This is a genomic window from Burkholderia gladioli, from assembly GCF_000959725.1.
GTDB classification, from domain to species: domain Bacteria; phylum Pseudomonadota; class Gammaproteobacteria; order Burkholderiales; family Burkholderiaceae; genus Burkholderia; species Burkholderia gladioli.
The window spans coordinates 610,575-627,470 of record NZ_CP009322.1 but is presented as its reverse complement, the minus strand read 5'-3'; the positions used below and the strand labels follow the sequence as shown (position 1 = coordinate 627,470).

Here is a 16,896-nt window from a genome sequence, read left to right as displayed (position 1 = left end):
ACGGCGGCAAGCGGCGCGGCCCGGCGCCTCGGCACGAACCGCCGGGCCGCCGGTTCACACCGCCATTTCCGGCGGCGCCTGGCGGAAGCCCCGGGTGAGCCAGCCGAGGTAGACCAGGCCCAGCACGAACCAGATCCCGCCCAGCACCAGGGCCGTTTTTTCCAGGCTGACCAGCAGCCAGATATCGGCGATCGCGCCGAGCGCCGGGAACAGCAGCCCGCCGACCCAGCCAAAGCGGCGCTGCTGAGGCGACATCAGGAAGAACTGGCGCATCACGCACAGGTTCACCGAGGTGAAGGCCAGGAAGGCGCCGAAGTTGATGAAGGAGGTGGAGGTGGCCACGTCCAGCTTCAGCGCGATCAGGCCGATGATGCCGGCGAAGGCGATATTGAGCGCCGGGGTCTGGAAGCGCGGATGGATGTAGCCGAAGATGCGGCGCGGCAGCACCTCGTCGCGGCCCATCGCGTAGAGCAGGCGGCCGACGCTGGCCTGCGCCGAGATGCCGGAGGCGAACTGCGCGAGGATCAGGCCCGCCAGGAACACCGACACGAAGATGTCGCCGCCGACCTTCCTGGCGATCTCGAAGGCGGCCGAATCCGGGTCCTTGAAGACCGCGCCCGGATGCGCGAGCTGCAGCGTGTAGGCCGCGATCACGAAGATCGCGCCGCCGATCAGCGCGATCAGCAAGATGGCGCGCGGGATGGTCTTCTCGGGATCGACGGTCTCCTCGGTCAGCGTCGAGACCGCGTCGAAGCCGAGGTAGGAATAGGCCGCGATCGCCGCGCCCGCCATGGTGGCCGACAGCGGCACATGGGCGTTGAAGAACGGTTGCGCGGCCATCAGCCCGCCGGGGCCGGCCGCCGCGATCGCGTAGTGGCAGCACAGCGTCACGAACAGCGCGACGATCACCAGCTGCACGATCATCAGCACGATGTTGAAGCGGTTCGCCAGCTCGATGCCGAGGATGTTCAGCGCGCTGGTCAGCACGATGAAGGCGACGATCCAGACCCAGGCGGGCACCGACGGGAAGGCCGCCACCAGGTAGGCCGCGCCGATCAGCCAGATCACCATCGGCAGGAAGAAGTAGTCGAGCAGCGTGGCCCAGCCGATCATGAAGCCGAGATGCGCGTTGAAGGTCTTGCGCGTGTAGGTATAGGCCGAGCCCGCCACCGGGAACAGGCGCGCCAGCTTGCCGTAGCTGAGCGCGGTGAACACGATCGCGATCAGCGCCAGCAGGTAGGCCAGCGCGGCGGTGTCCTGGCTCGCGCCGGCCAGCACGCCGTAGGTGCCGTAGACGATCAGCGGCGCCATGTAGGCCAGGCCGAACAGCAGCACCGACGGCAGGCCGAGCGTGCGTTTCAGGCGCGGCGCGTGCCCGGCGGCGGAGGTCGGGGAGGATGAGGTCATGGTCGGGTCTCCGATGGACGCGCTCGTCGCGTCCGGATGCGATACACCAGGTTGCACGGCGCCGCACCGCACGATGGCACGGCGGCGGCAGGATGCTGCGGGTTCAGCGAAAACGAAGGCGAAAGCGAAAACGACAGGTGCCGCGGCCCCGGCGCGATGGGTTCGCGCCGGCCGGCCGCGCGGACGCGGGCCGGGTGCCCCGGCCCGCGGATGGCGGGACGAGGCGTGCTGCGCCAGGGTGATGCGGGGCGGCCCGGTTCATGCGGCAGCGGGCCGGCGCGAATCGGAACACCGGCGCGAACCGGCGCGGTTCAGCGCAACTCAGCGCGCGCGGATCACGCGGCCGCGTCCCGCGTGGGGCTCGGCATCGCCGGCCGGATCCTCGCGCAACTCGAGCCGCACGCGCGCGTCGTGCAGGTAGCTGTAATGCTCGCGGCTGGCGGCCAGGAGCGCCGGATCGAGCGTGGCGCACAGCACCGCGTCCTCGCCGTGCAGCTCGCTGAGCACGTCGCCCGACGGGGAGATCAGCGCCGATTCTCCGGGGAAGCTGAGGTCGTCGTCGCCGCTGCCGACGCGGTTCACCAGCGCGGCGAACATCTGGTTCTCCATCGCGCGTGCCACGATCGCGCGGCGGTGCACCGGGCCGAACGGCTCCATGTTGCCGTTGGTGACGATCAGCAGGTCGGCGCCGAGCGAGGCCACCGCGCGCGCCGTCTCCGGGAACTCGATGTCGTAGCAGATCAGCAGGCCCACCGTCAGCCCCTTGAATTCGCAGACGGCATAACGGTCGCCCGGCTCGAACACGCCGACGTCCGAGGCCCACAGATGGGTCTTGCGGTAGCGCAGCGCGATCTCGCCCTGCGCGTCGACCAGCACCGTGGTGTTGAAGAAGCGCTCGCCGTCGCGCTCGGCGAAACCGACCGCCACGCCCACGCCGGCCGCGCGCGCGGCCTCGCGCACCGCGGCGATCGAGGGACCCGCGAGCGGCTCGGCCAGCTCGCGCACGTTCTCGCGCGTGGGGAAACCGGTCAGGGTGGTTTCGGGGAATACGATCAGGTCGGTGCCGTCGCGCCGGGCGCCGATCACCTCGGTGACACGGGCCAGATTCGGGGCGACGTGACCGTCGACGACCGGGATCTGGGCGAGTTCAATTTGCATCTGCTTGCCTCCAGTATTGCGGGCCGATAGACTCGCGCTCGCATTGCGCCACCGCTCGACGCGGCGGCGTGGCGCTATTATCGGGACGTTATTTTTGTCCAGGAATTCCCCACCTGGGGTACCACGATCGGAGGACACATGGAACTCGACTGGCGGGATCTCGCGTTCCATCACCACGTCGCCACGCTGATCGACGCGCTCGACAGCCCCGACTTCTGGACCCGCCTGGCCCGCGTGCTGCAGCGCTTCGTGCCCTTCGACAACTGGGTCGGCATGCTGTTCGCGCGCGAGCGCGCGCCGCTGGTGTGCGCCGAATCGCCGATGCCCGACGGCACCGTCGACCAGATGTTCCAGGACTACCTGGGCGCGCTCTACCAGCTCGATCCCTTCTATATCGCGGCCTGCGAGCGGCCCGCCTCGGGCCTGGTCACGCTCGAGTCGGTGGCGCCGGACAACTTCCGGATGACCGATTATTACCAGCGCTACTTCAAGCGCAACATCATCGGCGACGAGGTGCAGTTCAACCACGCGATCGACGAGCGCCACACGCTGATCTTCTCGCTGGGCGCCACGCGCCATTACGGCGAGCGCGACCTGGCGCTGTTCGCGGTGGTGGCGCCCTGGGTGATCGCGCTGATGCGCCAGCGCCTGCCTTACGAAAGCTTTACCGGAGCCGGCCAGCACGCGGGGCCGGCGGAGGCGGCCGGACTTGCCCCGGCCGCGCCCGACGAAGCGGGTTATGCCGAGCACTTCGAGCGCGTGGTCCAGCAGCGCGGCCATGCTCCGCTTACGGCGCGCGAGGTCGAGGTGGTGCGGCTGAGCCTGAGCGGCTTCTCCACCCGCGCGATCGCCGAGCGCCTGGCCATCTCGTTCGAGACCGTGCGCGCCCACAAGAAGCATATCTACGCGAAGCTCGGCGTCAGTTCGCAGTCTGAATTGTTCGCGTTGTTCTACGAGCCGGGGCGGTAAGGGGCGGCTCCACCGGCTCGGGGACGAAGCGACGCGCCGGCCAGCAAACCCCTTGACGAGACACGCAGGCACGGGCGGTCGAATTCTCTCCGCGCTGCGCAGAGAATTCTCGGCAGGCTTGCGAACCCGCGCTGGGCCCCCATCTTCACCCCCATGACCATCCTGCCCGCCCTCGCCGGCGCCTGCCATCGCCTCGCTCTCTCCTGCTCCGATCCGGCCCCCGGCAACCGGGCCGCGGCTCTGGCAAACTTGACGTTTTCGCTTCGCCGCCCCGCGGCGCGCCGAGCCGGCAGGGCGCCGGCGCCGCGCCCGCCGCGATCCGGCCCGGGATCCGCCTGATGGATAGCGCCACCCGCTCGCCCGCGGCCTCGCCGGCCGCCCCGCTCGATGCCTTCCACCCGGCCGTGGCCGGCTGGTTCGCGCGCAGCTTCGCCGCGCCGACCGAGGCGCAGGCACGCGCCTGGCCGCTCATCAAGGCCGGCCGCTCGACCCTGGTGGCCGCGCCGACCGGCTCGGGCAAGACCCTCACCGCCTTCCTCTGCGCGATCGACGAACTGGTGCGCGAGGCGCTCGCCAACGACGGCAGCCTGCCCGACCAGACCCTGGTGGTCTATGTCTCGCCGCTCAAGGCGCTGTCCAACGACATCCGCGTCAATCTCGAGGCACCGCTGGCCGGCATCGCGCACGAACTCGCCCGGCTCGGCCTGCCGGTGCCCGAGATCCGCACCGCCGTGCGCACCGGCGACACCACCCAGGCCGAGCGCAGCGCGCTGCGCAAACGCGCCGCGCACATCCTGGTGACCACGCCCGAATCGCTGTACGTGCTGCTGTCCTCGGAATCGGGGCGGCGCATGCTGTCGACGGTGCGTACCACCATCGTCGACGAGATCCACGCGCTGGCCGGCAACAAGCGCGGCAGCCATCTCGCCCTGTCGCTGGAGCGGCTCGACGCGCTGGCGGGCCGGCCGCTGCCGCGCATCGGGCTGTCGGCCACGCAGAAGCCGATCGAGCTGGTGGCGCGGTTCCTGGTGGGCGTCGAGGCCGGCGCCGCGAACGGCTCGGCCGGCGGCGGGCCGGCCGACGCGGCGCGAGCGCAGGAAGCGCCCGAAGCGCGGAACACGCCCGCCATTCCCCAAGCGCCGAAAGCCTCGGCAGCGTCGGAACCACCCGAAGCCTCCGCTGCACCCGAAGCCCCCAAGACGCAGGCCACGAAGCGGCGCAGGACCAAGGCAGCCGCCTCGGCACCCGCCGATACGGCGACGACATCGCCCGCATCGCCCCCGCCATCGCTCCCGCAAGCCCTCGACACGCGCGCCTGCGCGATCGTCGATGTGGGCCACGTCCGCGAGCGCGACCTCGCGCTCGAACTGCCGCCGATCCCGCTCGAACCGGTGATGGCCAACGACGTCTGGGAGCGCATCTACGACCGCATCGCCGAACTGGCGGCCGCGCATCGCACCACCCTGGTGTTCGTCAACACGCGGCGCATGGCCGAGCGGCTCGCGCGCCATCTGGGCGAGCGGCTCGGCCAGCAGGCGATCGCCGCGCATCACGGCAGCCTTGCCAAGGAAGCGCGCTTCGACGCCGAGCAGCGCCTCAAGCGCGGCGAGCTGAAGCTGCTGGTGGCCACCGCCTCGCTCGAACTCGGCATCGACATCGGCGAGGTCGAGCTGGTCTGCCAGATCGGCTCGCCGCGCGGCATCGCGCCCTTCCTGCAACGCGTCGGGCGCTCGGGCCACCAGGTCGGCGGCACGCCCAAGGGGCGCCTGTTCCCGCTGTCGCGCGACGAGCTGGTGGAATGCGCGGCCCTGCTCGACTGCGTGGCGCGCGGCGAACTCGACCGGCTGCACGTGCCGCGCGCGCCGCTCGACGTGTTGGCCCAGCAGATCGTCGCCGAGGTGGTCTGCGCCGAATGGGACGAGACCGAGTTGTGGCGCCGCTTCACGCAGGCGGCGCCCTACGCGGCGCTGTCGCGCGAGCGTTTCGACGAAGTGATGGCGATGCTCGCCGAGGGTTTCTCGAGCCGACGCGGCCCGCGGCGCGCCTACCTGCATCGCGACCTGAGCACGGGCACGGTGCGCGCCCGGCGCGGCGCGCGGCTGACCGCCGTGACCTCGGGCGGCACGATCCCCGATACGGCCGACTACTCGGTGCTGCTCGAGCCGCAAGGCACCCAGATCGGCACCGTCAACGAGGATTTCGCGATCGAGAGCCTGGCCGGCGACGTGTTCCAGCTCGGCAACCAGTCCTACCGGATCCTGCGCGTCGAGACCGGCCGCGTGCGCGTCGAGGACGCGCGCGGGCAGGCGCCCAACATCCCGTTCTGGCTCGGTGAGGCGCCGGGGCGCAGCGACGAGCTGTCGGCCGGCGTGGCGCGGCTGCGCGGCACCCTCGACGCGCTGCTCGAACAGGGCGAGCTGGCGGCCGCCGCGCCGGCCGCCTCGCGGGCGATCCACGCGGCGCGCTCGACGGCCGCGCTCGCGCAGGACGCCGCCACCGACGCGAGCACACGCGCCAAGGCCGCGACCAAGGCGACCAAGGCCGGCACGGCGAAATCCGCCTCGCGCGCGGCGCTCGATCCGAACCCCACCGCCAAGGCCAGGCCCGGCGCCGCGCCCCCGCCGGCAGGCACTGCCCCGCCCGCCCCCTCGACGGCCCACGACACGCCCGAGCCCAGCCGCCTGGCCCCCGCGCTCGACTGGCTGACCGGCACGCTCGGCCTCGCGCCGGAAGCCGCCCGGCAGATCGTCGAGTACCTGGCCCGCTCGCGCGCCGCGCTCGGCGCGCTGCCGACCCAGCACACGCTGGTGATGGAGCGCTTCTTCGACGAATCGGGCGGCACCCAGCTGGTGATCCATTCGCCCTTCGGCAACCGCGTCAACCGCGCCTGGGGCCTGGCGCTGCGCAAGCGCTTCTGCCGCGCCTTCAATTTCGAGCTGCAGGCGGCGGCCACCGACGACGCCATCATCCTGTCGCTCTCGCTCGCGCACAGCTTAGAGCTGGCCGAGGTCTGGCGCTACCTGCGCGCGGCCAGCGCCGAGCACGTGCTGGTGCAGGCCCTGCTCGACGCGCCGCTGTTCGGCGTGCGCTGGCGCTGGAACGCCACCACCTCGCTGGCGCTACCGCGCTATACCGGCGGGCGCCGCACCGCGCCGCAACTGCAGCGCATGAAGAGCGAGGACCTGCTCGCCACGGTGTTCCCGGACCAGGTGGCCTGCATCGAGAACATCGTCGGCGAGCGCGAGGTTCCCCATCACCCGCTGGTCGACCAGACGCTCGACGACTGCCTGCACGAGGCGCTCGACACCGAGGCCTGGCTGGCCCTGCTGCGCCGCATCGAGGCCGGCGAGGTGGAGCTGGTGACGCGCGACCTGCCGGCGCCCTCGCCGCTGGCCGCCGAGATCCTCAACGCCAAGCCCTATGCCTTCCTCGACGATGCGCCGCTCGAGGAACGCCGCACCCAGGCGGTGCTGGCGCGCCGCTGGAGCGACCCGGAATCGGCCGACGACCTGGGCGCGCTCGACGCCGAGGCGATCGCCGCGGTGCGCGAGGAAGCCTGGCCGCTGGTGCGCGATGCCGACGAGGTGCACGACGCGCTGGTCAGCCTGGCCTGCGTGGCCGACAGGGAAGCGCGCGCGCACGACGGCTGGCAGGCGGCGCTGGCCAGGCTCGCGGCGGGCCGGCGCGTGGCCGCGATGCGCCTGCCCGGCGAGGACCTGCTGTGGGTGCCGGCCGAGCGCATCGCCTGCCTGCGCGCGCTGCATCCCGAGGCGCGGCCCGAGCCCGCGATCGCCGCGCCGAAGGGCCATGACGGGCCCTGGACGCCCGAGGCGGCGCTGGTCGACGTGCTGCGCGCGCGCCTGACCGGCTTCGGCCCGCTGACGGTGGCCGCCATCGCCGCGCCGCTCGGCCTGCCCGAGCCGGCCGTCGAGGCCGCGCTGGTCGCGCTGGAGGCCGAAGGCTACGTGATGCGCGGCCGCTTCACGCCGGGCACCGCGCGGGAGGAATGGTGCGAGCGGCATCTGCTGGCGCGGATTCATCGCTATACCGTCAAGCGCCTGCGCCGCGAGATCGAGCCGGTCGAGCGCGCCGATTTCATGCGTTTCCTGTGCCACTGGCAGCATGTCGGCAGCCAGACGCGCGGCCTGGGCCGCGATGCGCTGGCCGCCGTGGTCGAGCAACTGGAGGGCTTCGAGGCGGCGGCCGCCGCGTGGGAGGAGGAACTGCTGCCGGCGCGCGTGGCAGACTACGCGACCGGCGGCATCGACGAGCTGTGCCGCTCGGGGCGCGTGGTGTGGACCCGCATCGCGCCGCCGCCCAAGCCGGCGGGCTCGGCCGCCGCCAAGGCCGCCGGCGGCCCGGTCAGGACCACCCCGATCGTGCTGCTGCCGCGCCGCCATGTCGGCACCTGGCAGGCCCTGCACGAGGCCGGGGCGCAGCCGCCGCTGTCGGCGCGCGCGGCCCGTGTGCACGACGCGCTGGCCGCGCACGGCGCGATGTTCTTCGACGAACTGCTCGACGATACGCGCCTGCTGCCGATCGAGCTCGAGCAGGCGCTCGGCGAACTGGTGGCGGCGGGCCGCGTCAATGCCGACAGCTACGCCGGGCTGCGCGCGCTGCTGCGGCCGGCCGTCAAGCGCAGCGCCCATTACGCGCCGCGCACGCGGCGCGGCGGCGCGCTGATCGGCGGCATGGACGACGCGGGGCGCTGGTCGCTGGTGCGGCGGCCAGTGCGCGTGCAGCCGGCCCCCGCCGATGGCAACGACAACGACGGCGATCACGCGCACGGCGACAACGCCGGCGATGGCGCCGCGAGCGCGGCCCATCGCAACGACCTCGCCACGCAAGCCGCGCCGGCCGCGCGTTCGCGCGAGACGCTCGAGCATCTGGCCTGGACCCTGCTGCGCCGCTACGGCGTGGTGTTCTGGCGCCTGCTCGAACGCGAGGCGGCGTGGCTGCCGCCTTGGCGCGAGCTGCTGCGCGTCTACCAGCGCCTGGAGGCGCGCGGCGAGATCCGCGGCGGGCGCTTCGTGGCGGGGCTGGCGGGCGAGCAGTTCGCGCTGCCCGAGGCGATTCCGGTGCTGCGCGAGATCCGCCGCCAGCCCGCCGACGGGCAATGGATCGTGGTGAGCGGCGCCGATCCGCTCAATCTCGCCGGCACCCTGCTGCCGGGCCGCAAGGTGCCGGCGCTGGCCGGCAACCGCGTGCTGCTGCGCGACGGCGCGGCGGTGGCGGCCCTGGTGGGCGGCGAGTTCGTCTACGAGGACAGCCTGCCGGCCGAGCTGCACGAAACGGCGCGCCTCAAGCTGGCGCGACGGCACTAGCCAAGGACAAGGCGGCGTGTCGTGCCATGACGCGCAACACGCCGCCCGGCGTCATCCCTCGCGATCCGCGCCGCGCGCCGTGCCTGGCACGCCCGGGGCGAATCGCCTTCCTTCACGCCATCCCGGCCTCAGGCCGTGGCCAGCTCTACACCACCACGCTTCGCCCGCTCCGGCGCGCGCGGCGCATGCGCGGCCGCGCCGTTGCCCGTCAGGCGGAACACCGACACGGCATCGTTGAGCACCGCCGACTGTTCGTCGAGCGACTGCGCGGCCGCCGCGGCCTGCTCGACCAGCGCCGCGTTCTGCTGCGTGACGGCATCCATCTGCGTGACGGCCTGGTTGATCTGCTCGATGCCGCGCGCCTGTTCGTCCGACGCGGCCGAGATTTCCGCGACGATGTCCGAGACGCGCCGGATCGCCTCGCGCACGCGCCCCATCTTCTCGCTGACGGCATTGGCCTGCCCCGCGCCGCCCTCGATCAGCGTCACCGAGGAGGCGATCAGTTCCTTGATCTCCTTGGCGGCCGCCGCCGAGCGCTGCGCGAGCGTGCGCACCTCGCTGGCCACCACCGCGAAACCGCGTCCCTGCTCGCCGGCGCGCGCCGCCTCGACCGCCGCGTTGAGCGCGAGGATATTGGTCTGGAACGCGATGCCCTCGATGGTGCCGGTGATCTCGGAAATCTTGCCCGAGCTGCCGCTGATCCGCAGGATCGTGTCGACCATCTCGCGCATCGCCTGGTTGTTGTCGTCGGCCAGGCTCGAGGCGTTGGTGGCCAGGCCGTTGGCCTGGCGCGCGTTGTCGGCGTTCTGCTTCACCGTCTCGGTCAGCTCGGTCATGCTGGAGGCGGTTTCCTCCAGCGAGGCGGCCTGTTCCTCGGTGCGCGAGGACAGCTCGAGATTGCCGGTGGCGATCTCCCGGGCCGCCAGCGACACCGAGCCGGTGCTCGACTGGATGCGTCGCACGGTCTGCGCCAGTTGCGTGTCCATCACGCGCAGCGCGTGCATCAGTTCGCCGAACTCGCCGCGGAAGCTGTCGTCGATGCGCACTTCCAGCCGGCCGTCGGCGATCGTGTTGGCCACCGCGATCGCGCTGCCGAGCGGCCGCATGATGGTGCGCAGCAGGTAGACCGAGGCGCCGACCGCCACCAGCAGCCCCGCCGCCACCAGCACGATCGCCATCACCAGCGCGTTGCGCGCGCTGGCCGCGCCTTCCGCCGCGAACTGCGCGGCCTGCTGGTCGTTCACGTCGATATCGGCCTTGATGCGATCGAGCATCTCGTTGGTCGCGTCGTTCTGCGCGTCGATCAACTGGGTCGCGCCGTCGTAGTTGCCCGCGGTGAACGCCTCCACCACCTGCGCGGTGGCCTGGCGGAACTGGGGCATCGCGGCGTTGAGCCCGTCGGCCAGCTCACGCTCCTTGTCGGAGTTGATCGCGCCGGGATAGTAGTTCGGCCAGATCTTGGCGATCCGGCTCACGGTGCGCTGGATCGAATCGAGCGACTTGCGGTTGCCCTCCCCCTCGCGCATCACCTGCATGCGGCGCATCTGCAGACGCACGTCGATCAGGCCGGCGCGGATCTCGCCGAGCGTGCGGATCGGCTTGACGGTGGTGGTGTACTCGTCGCTGACCATCGTCTCCAGCCGCGAGATGGTGAGGGTGCCGAACACCCCGACCAGCGCGATGATCAGCACGCAGGCCGTCATGGCCATCACGATTTTGAAACGGACGCTGTGCTGCACGCTGCTCACGGTGGGGTCTCCTGTTTTTTTGGCCGCCCCCCCCGGGCGCGGCGGGCGAAATTTCGGCGGGCACGTGCCGTCCCTCGGGACGGCATGCCCTGCCGCGATTACGGCGCCGGCTTCCCCAACTTTAATTTTTTCGTTTTTCTTTTTGAAATCAAATGACACGCCGTTGCGCATCGAAAACCAATCGAAAGCTTTCGGCCGGGATGACGGGAATCTCCCGCGCGCAAGGTGCGCGGCGCGGGCGCGGAACGCCTGGCGCGGCCTGGTCTCCCCCACGCCGCGCCAGGCCCCGCGCCCGCTTAGCGCGAGACGCGACGCCCCCCGTCACGCCTCGCGCGGTCCACGCCCTGCTGCGGTGACGCGCTTCGCGTCACCGCTCGAGCCATGCCGCCACGCGCGTGGCGCGCTCAACCGCGCCAGGCCGAGCAGCGGATCACCGAGCAGAAGTTGCCGGCATGGAAATGCGGCTCCTTGTCGGCGATCACGTCGGCCTTGACGTTGCCGAAGGTCGTCTCGGGCTTGTGGCGGATCCCGTCGTAGAAGGCCTGGATGATGTCTTCCTTGAAGTGCTCCGGGCGCGGGTGCAGGTGCGTGACCGCCTCGCGCTCGTGCTCGTGGTACTCGTGGTAGGTCAGGCCCAGCACGTCCATCTCGACGCCGGCCGTCACCAGCGCGATCACCGGATGCATGTGCTGCGGAATGCCGGGCGTGGTGTGCAGCGCGATCGCGGTCCACACCAGGTCGATGTCGTGCTGTTCGATGCCGCGCTGGCGCAGGAACTCGCGCGCCGCGTTGGCGCCGTCCACCTCGAAGCGCTCGTGCGCGCTGCTGTGCGAGGGCATCAGGCCGACGTCATGGAACATCGCGCCGGCATAGAGCAATTCCGGATCGAACTTCAGGCCGCGATCCCGGCCGGCCAGCGCGCCGAAATAGAACACGCGGCTGGAATGATGGAACAACAGGGGACTTTCGGTATCCCGAACGAATTCCGTGATCTCCCGCGCAAGCTGGCTGTCGGGAACGCGAATGCCACCGATATCGACGCTCATGATCTTCTCCGTGTGAGGACTTCGGGATTGATTCTCCCGCGTGATAGGATTGTCATCAATCGGCGTGTCACGTCATTTTCTGCCAAATCGCGCGGAATGCGGACGGCGCCGCCAAGGGGAACCCGAATGAGCAAGACCATCGCGATCCTGGCCGTGCCGGGCGTGCAGTTGCTGGACGTCAGCGGGCCGCTGGACGTGTTCGCGCAGGCCAACGTGGAGGCCGGCAAGGCCGCCTACCGGATGCTGGTGCTGGCCTGCGAGCCGGGCCACCTGGTCAGTTCATCGGGCGCGCGCCTGGTGCCCGACGGCGTGGTCGGCGAGGCGCTGCCCGAGATCCACACGCTGCTGGTGGCGGGCGCGCCGGGCATTGGCGCCGGCGGCGTGCCGGTCGCGACGCTCGATTGGCTGCGCGCGGTACCGCGCCGCTGCAAGCGCTTCGGCTCGGTCTGCACCGGCGCGCTGGTGCTGGCCGAGGCGGGCCTGCTCGACGGCCGGCGCGCCACCACGCACTGGGCCTCGGTCGAGGCGCTGGCCGAGCGCTGTCCGAGCGCGACGGTGGAAGCCGATGCACTCTACGTGCGCGACGGCCGGCTGCGCACCGCGGCCGGCGTGACGGCCGGGCTCGACCTGGCGCTGGCCCTGGTGGAGGAGGATCTGGGCCGCGAGATCGCGATGCGCGTGGCGAGCCAATTGGTGATGTTCTTCAAGCGCCCCGGCGGGCAGTTGCAGTTCAGCCGCAACGGCACCACCGCGCCGGCCGGGCGCTCGGTGCTGCAGGACGTGCAGCGCTGGGTGGCCACGCAGCCGGAGCTCGACCACAGCGTGACGAGCCTGGCCGGGCGCGCCGGCCTGAGCCCGCGCCATTTCGCGCGGCTGTTCCATGCCGAGGTGGGCGTGACGCCGGCCGCCTGGGTCGAGCTGGCGCGCGTGAACGCGGCGCGCGCCCTGATCGAGACGGCCGGCGACGCGCCCAAGCAGGTGGCCGCCAAGTGCGGCTTCGCGAATGCCGACGTGCTGCGCCGCGCCTTCGTCAAGCACGTGGGCGTGACGCCGGCCGAGTATCGCAAGCGTTATCGCGACGAGGAGCGCTGAGCGCGGCCGCGACGGCGCATAAAAACGAAGCCGCCGTCGCGACAGGAACGACGGCGGCTTCGATACTTCGGGATTCTGATCAACTGAGCCGCTTCAGGTTTCCGGTGCCTGCTCGCCGCGGCAGCGCCAGCGGCGCGCGCGCGTCGCCGGCTCGGCCGCCGTGTCGGCGACGCCGCGCCACCAGCGCTCGCCGCGATGCGGCGCGGCCAGGTCGAGCCGCTCGCCCATGCGCGGCGTGGCCAGCGCGATGCCCTGCGCGGCCGCCAGGCCGAACACGCGCTCGAACGGATCCTGCCAGCGATGCATGGCCAGGTCGAAGGTGCCGTTGTGGACCGGCACCAGCCAGCGTCCGCGCAGGTCCTGGTGCGCCTGCACGGTATGCTCCGGCTGCATGTGGACATAGGGCCATTGCGCGTCGTAGGCGCCGGTCTCGAGCATCGTGACGTCGAACGGCCCGAAGCGCTCGCCGATCTCGCGGAAGCCGTCGAAATAACCGGTATCGCCGCTGAAGAAGATCCGCAGCTGCGCGTCGATGATGGTCCACGAGGCCCACAGCGTGCTGTTGCCGTCGAACAGGCTGCGCCCCGAGAAATGCTGCGCGGGCGTGGCCGTGAAGCTGATGCCGTCGATCTCGGTGCCCTGCCACCAGTCGAACTGGCGCACCTTGGCCGCGTCGATGCCCCATTCGATCAGGCGATCGCCCACGCCTAGCGGCGTCAGGAAGATCGCGGTGCGATCGGCCAGCGCCAGCACCGTCTCGCGGTCGAGGTGGTCGTAGTGGTCGTGCGAGAGGATCACGCCGGCCAGCGGCGGCAGGTCCGCCAGTGCGATCGGCGGCGCGTGGAAGCGCTTCGGCCCGACCCGCTTGAACGGCGAGGCGCGCTCGCCGAACACCGGGTCGGTCAGCCAGAAACCGCCGCGCAGCTTGAGCAGCAGGGTCGAATGGCCGAGCCGGTAGAGGCTGCGATCGGGCGCGGCGTCCAGCTCGGCGCGCGTGAGCGCATCGACCGGCAGCGCGGCGCCCGGCTGGGTGCCGCGCGGCTTGTTGAACAGCACGTTCCAGGCGATCGACAAGGTCTTGCCGAAACCCTCGGACGGACGCGGCCGCACATTGCGGAAGCGCTCGCCGTCGTGCTGCGGCGAAGCGGTGGACAGCGCGCGCCCGCGTTGCGCGGCGGCGATGCCCAGCGTGCGGCTGAACCAGTCGGGAAGCGAAATCATGGTGAATCCGTCCGGAGAACGAAAAGTAGACTCGCTAGTGTAGTTTGTTTTCAAGAAAAGTAAACCGACAAGTGTAAAATTCGCCCATGGACGCCAACCCCACCCCCACCCGCCTGACCGACCGGAAACGGGCCGCGATCGTCAGCGCGGCGATCGACGAGTTCCTCTCGGCCGGCTACGACGCGACCAGCATGGACCGCATCGCCGCCAGCGCGCAGGTCTCGAAGCGCACCGTCTACAACCATTTCCCGAGCAAGGACGCGCTGTTCCTGGCGATCCTGGAGCGGCTGTGGGACGCCACGCGCGGCGGCGAGGCGCTCGCCTATCGCGCCGGCGAACCGCTGCGCGGGCAATTGGTCGAGCTGCTGATGCGCAAGCTGCGGCTGCTCGCCGACGATACCTTCCTGTCGCTGGTGCGCGTCGCGATGGCCGCCGCGATGCATTCGCCCGAGCGGGCACGGGACATGGTGGCGCGCCTGGGCGAACGCGAGGAGGACCTGGGCATCTGGATCCGCGCGGCAAGCGCCGACGGGCGGCTGTCGGTGGCGGATCCCGGCTTCGCCGGACAGCAGTTGCAGGGGCTGGTGAAGTCCTTCGCGTTCTGGCCGCAGGTGGCGATGGGACAGCCGGCCATCGCCGGCGAGGCGCGGCGCGCGCTGGCGGAATCGGCGGCGGACATGTTCCTGGCGCGCTACGCGAAGGATGCCGAGGCGCGCGACTGAGGGCCCGCGGCGGCCATCGTTTTCCATCACCGTTTTTTGATCCGTGCGAAGCCGCGGCGGAATCGGCACAATCGCCATCACGGCTTCCCAGTTTCCGGTTTCGCTCATGTCTGACGTCCACTCCTCCCCCGTGGTCGGCGTGCTGCTCGCCGCCGGCCTCGGCACCCGCTTCGACCCCAGCGGGCAGGACAGCAAGCTGCTGGCCGCCCTGCCCGACGGCACGCCGGTGGCGGTGGCCGCCGCCCGGCGGCTGCGCGCCGTGATGCCCGAGGTAATCGCCGTGGTGCGGCCCGGCGCCGAGGTGCTGGCCGAGCGGCTGGCGATCGTCGGCTGCCGCGTGCTGGTGGCTCCCGAGGCCGCGCAGGGCATGGGCGCGAGCCTGGCCGCCGCGGTGCGTGCCTCGCGCGACGCGGGCGGCTGGCTGGTCGCGCTGGGCGACATGCCCTGGGTCGCGCCGGCCTCGATCCGCGCGGTCGCGCGCGAGCTGGCGAGCGGGCGCAATACCATCGCCGCGCCCCATCACCAGGGCCGGCGCGGGCACCCGGTGGCGTTCGCGGCCGTGCATCGCGACGCGCTGGCCGCGCTCGACGGCGACACCGGCGCGCGCGCCCTGCTGCTCGCGCACGAGGTTGCCGAGGTCGAGGTCGACGATCCGGGCGTGCTGCGCGATGTCGATACACGCGACGATCTCGCCGGCGGCCCGGCCTGAGCCCGCGCGGCGCGTCATGCCCTCGATCCCGGAGCAGGATTTCTCCTCGCTGTTCGAGCCGCCGCCGGCGCAATGGGGCCTGCGCGGCGATCCGTATCTGTGGGAAGCGATGCGAGCGGCCCTGCGTGGCCAGGCGCTGCCGGCCTCCGCCGAGGCGCTCGAGGCAAGCATCGCCGAGCGCTATCTCGGCCTCACCGGGCAGGCGCTCGACTTACCGGACCGCCTCCATGTGCCGGCCTTCGGGCATGGCGGGATGTCGAGCGGGATGATCTCGCCGTGCTTCTGGCGGGATACGGCCCTGCCGCTGCTGCGCGAGCGGCTTGCCGCGCGAGGGGCCGGCTGATCCGGCTGATCCGGCTGACGGAGCGAGGCAGGCGGGCCCGGGCGCGAACGCCGAAACCATCGGCGAACCAGCGCGAGCCTCGACAGCTTGACGCCCGCAACCCGCTTGCCGCGCCTTATCCCCTGCGCAGCGGAAAACGCGCTTCCGGCAGCCCGCGATACGCAACGCTTGCCGTGAACACGCCCCCCGCATGCAGGTCCGCGCCCAAGGCGGCTTCGTCGAGCCCGGTGCGCGCGCTGGTGATGTAGAGCGTGCGCCAGCCCTCGCCGTCGCCGGATGCATCGCCGGCCCGCCCGGGCGCGGGCCCGAGCGCGGCGCAGCTCGGCTGCGCGGTCGGCACCGCGACGCGGTCGGTCTCCACGCCGTTCGCGTCGTAGCGCACCACGCGCGAGCCGCCCCATTGCGCGTTCCAGAGCCCGCCCTCGGCGTCGACCGTCGAGCCGTCGGGATCGCCGCTCGCGTCGCTCAGGGCCACGAAGGGACGCACCCGGGCGACCGGGCCGTCGGCGCGATAGTCGCAGACCATGATCTGGCGCGCGAGCGAATCGCAGAAATACATGCGCGTGCCGTCGGGCGAGAAGGCGATGCTGTTGGCGATCGCGGCGGGCGGTAGCGCGAGCCGCTCGAGCGAGCGATCGGCATTGAGGCGGTAGAAGCCGGTCGAGGCCTCCAGCGGATCGTGCTCGTCCTTCATACCGAACACGAAATTGCCGGCGCGGTCGCAGCGGCCGTCGTTCAGTCGCGAGCGCTCGCCCGGCTCGACCTCGACGATGCGCTCGAAGCGGCCGTCGCGCAGGTCGAACAGCGCCAGGTGGGTGGCCAGCCCGACCAGCAGCACGTTGGCGTCGTCCGTCAGGCCGAAGCAGCCGAGCCGCTCGGGCATCGCCCAGCTTTCGGTTTCCGGCGTCGCGCCGCTGCGGTGGCGCCACAGCCGGGCGCCCTCGATATCGGTCCAGTAGAAGGCTTGCGCGAGTTCGCACCAGGTGGCGCATTCGCCGAGCGCGTGGCGGCCGTCGACCAGCAGGGTGGCGGTGGCGTTCGGGGCGGGCTGGGCAGTCGTGTCGGTCATCGGATTTCGGTCGGCTGGCGGTTGAGGATCGGCCGGCGCCATGTGCCGCCACCGGCCGCCGATGCGGCCGGGCGGCGCCGGCGCCGAC

12 protein-coding genes are annotated in these 16,896 nt (G+C 71.6%); 6 read left to right on the top strand and 6 right to left on the bottom strand.

Annotated elements, in window-relative coordinates; genetic code table 11:
• Positions 1-54 precede the first annotated feature (54 nt).
• Complete coding sequence (locus BM43_RS03590; protein WP_036056829.1) at positions 55-1,407, bottom strand: APC family permease; 1,353 nt, start codon at positions 1,405-1,407, stop codon at positions 55-57.
• Between the two features lie 321 nt (positions 1,408-1,728).
• Complete coding sequence (locus BM43_RS03585; RefSeq protein ID WP_036056830.1) at positions 1,729-2,565, bottom strand: carbon-nitrogen hydrolase family protein; 837 nt, start codon at positions 2,563-2,565, stop codon at positions 1,729-1,731.
• Positions 2,566-2,703: 138 nt separating this feature from the next.
• Here BM43_RS03585 and BM43_RS03580 point away from each other — a divergent pair, with 138 nt between their 5' ends.
• Together BM43_RS03580 and BM43_RS03575 are read left to right on the top strand one after the other, a co-directional pair.
• Positions 2,704-3,534, top strand: a complete 831-nt coding sequence (locus tag BM43_RS03580) for a helix-turn-helix transcriptional regulator (protein ID WP_036056831.1) — start codon at positions 2,704-2,706, stop codon at positions 3,532-3,534.
• A gap of 338 nt (positions 3,535-3,872) precedes the next feature.
• Positions 3,873-8,858 carry a DEAD/DEAH box helicase gene (locus tag BM43_RS03575; RefSeq protein WP_036056833.1) on the top strand — a complete coding sequence of 1,662 codons (4,986 nt, stop codon included), beginning with the start codon at positions 3,873-3,875 and terminating at the stop codon, positions 8,856-8,858.
• Positions 8,859-8,986: 128 nt separating this feature from the next.
• Here BM43_RS03575 and BM43_RS03570 read toward each other — a convergent pair whose 3' ends face one another.
• Both BM43_RS03570 and BM43_RS03565 read right to left on the bottom strand, forming a co-directional pair.
• A complete protein-coding gene (locus tag BM43_RS03570) occupies positions 8,987-10,606 on the bottom strand; it encodes a methyl-accepting chemotaxis protein (RefSeq protein ID WP_036056836.1) in 1,620 nt (539 codons plus the stop codon).
• Between the two features lie 404 nt (positions 10,607-11,010).
• Positions 11,011-11,652, bottom strand: a complete 642-nt coding sequence (locus BM43_RS03565; protein ID WP_025101797.1) for an HD domain-containing protein — start codon at positions 11,650-11,652, stop codon at positions 11,011-11,013.
• Between the two features lie 126 nt (positions 11,653-11,778).
• On the opposite strand from BM43_RS03565, the gene BM43_RS03560 reads away from it, so the two are divergent.
• Positions 11,779-12,744, top strand: a complete 966-nt coding sequence (locus BM43_RS03560) for a GlxA family transcriptional regulator (RefSeq protein WP_036056837.1) — start codon at positions 11,779-11,781, stop codon at positions 12,742-12,744.
• A 93-nt stretch (positions 12,745-12,837) separates the two neighbouring features.
• Here BM43_RS03560 and BM43_RS03555 read toward each other — a convergent pair whose 3' ends face one another.
• Entirely contained in the window at positions 12,838-13,965 is a 1,128-nt protein-coding gene (locus BM43_RS03555) for an MBL fold metallo-hydrolase (protein WP_036056839.1), read from the bottom strand.
• Positions 13,966-14,051: 86 nt separating this feature from the next.
• On the opposite strand from BM43_RS03555, the gene BM43_RS03550 reads away from it, so the two are divergent.
• From BM43_RS03550 to BM43_RS03540, 3 genes are all read left to right on the top strand, one after another.
• Positions 14,052-14,687, top strand: coding sequence for a TetR/AcrR family transcriptional regulator (locus tag BM43_RS03550; RefSeq protein ID WP_025101800.1), 636 nt, complete (start codon positions 14,052-14,054; stop codon positions 14,685-14,687).
• 106 nt (positions 14,688-14,793) lie between these two features.
• Positions 14,794-15,396, top strand: coding sequence for a nucleotidyltransferase family protein (locus BM43_RS03545; protein WP_042286261.1), 603 nt, complete (start codon positions 14,794-14,796; stop codon positions 15,394-15,396).
• A gap of 16 nt (positions 15,397-15,412) precedes the next feature.
• Positions 15,413-15,739, top strand: coding sequence for a hypothetical protein (locus BM43_RS03540; protein ID WP_036056841.1), 327 nt, complete (start codon positions 15,413-15,415; stop codon positions 15,737-15,739).
• A 115-nt stretch (positions 15,740-15,854) separates the two neighbouring features.
• On the opposite strand, the gene BM43_RS03535 is transcribed toward BM43_RS03540, so the two are convergent.
• On the bottom strand, positions 15,855-16,808 hold the full coding sequence (locus BM43_RS03535; protein WP_036056843.1) for an SMP-30/gluconolactonase/LRE family protein: 954 nt from the start codon (positions 16,806-16,808) through the stop codon (positions 15,855-15,857).
• Between the last annotated feature and the right edge of the window lie 88 nt (positions 16,809-16,896).

Bases quoted from the DNA above. Each gene is read 5' to 3' on its own strand.
- BM43_RS03575 (WP_036056833.1), top strand. From the start codon at position 3,873: ATGGATAGCGCCACCCGCTCGCCCGCGGCCTCGCCGGCCGCCCCGCTC.
- BM43_RS03555 (WP_036056839.1), bottom strand. From the start codon at position 13,965: ATGATTTCGCTTCCCGACTGGTTCAGCCGCACGCTGGGCATCGCCGCC.
- BM43_RS03560 (WP_036056837.1), top strand. From the start codon at position 11,779: ATGAGCAAGACCATCGCGATCCTGGCCGTGCCGGGCGTGCAGTTGCTG.
- BM43_RS03550 (WP_025101800.1), top strand. From the start codon at position 14,052: ATGGACGCCAACCCCACCCCCACCCGCCTGACCGACCGGAAACGGGCC.
- BM43_RS03565 (WP_025101797.1), bottom strand. From the start codon at position 11,652: ATGAGCGTCGATATCGGTGGCATTCGCGTTCCCGACAGCCAGCTTGCG.
- BM43_RS03545 (WP_042286261.1), top strand. From the start codon at position 14,794: ATGTCTGACGTCCACTCCTCCCCCGTGGTCGGCGTGCTGCTCGCCGCC.
- BM43_RS03585 (WP_036056830.1), bottom strand. From the start codon at position 2,565: ATGCAAATTGAACTCGCCCAGATCCCGGTCGTCGACGGTCACGTCGCC.
- BM43_RS03535 (WP_036056843.1), bottom strand. From the start codon at position 16,808: ATGACCGACACGACTGCCCAGCCCGCCCCGAACGCCACCGCCACCCTG.
- BM43_RS03540 (WP_036056841.1), top strand. From the start codon at position 15,413: ATGCCCTCGATCCCGGAGCAGGATTTCTCCTCGCTGTTCGAGCCGCCG.
- BM43_RS03590 (WP_036056829.1), bottom strand. From the start codon at position 1,407: ATGACCTCATCCTCCCCGACCTCCGCCGCCGGGCACGCGCCGCGCCTG.
- BM43_RS03580 (WP_036056831.1), top strand. From the start codon at position 2,704: ATGGAACTCGACTGGCGGGATCTCGCGTTCCATCACCACGTCGCCACG.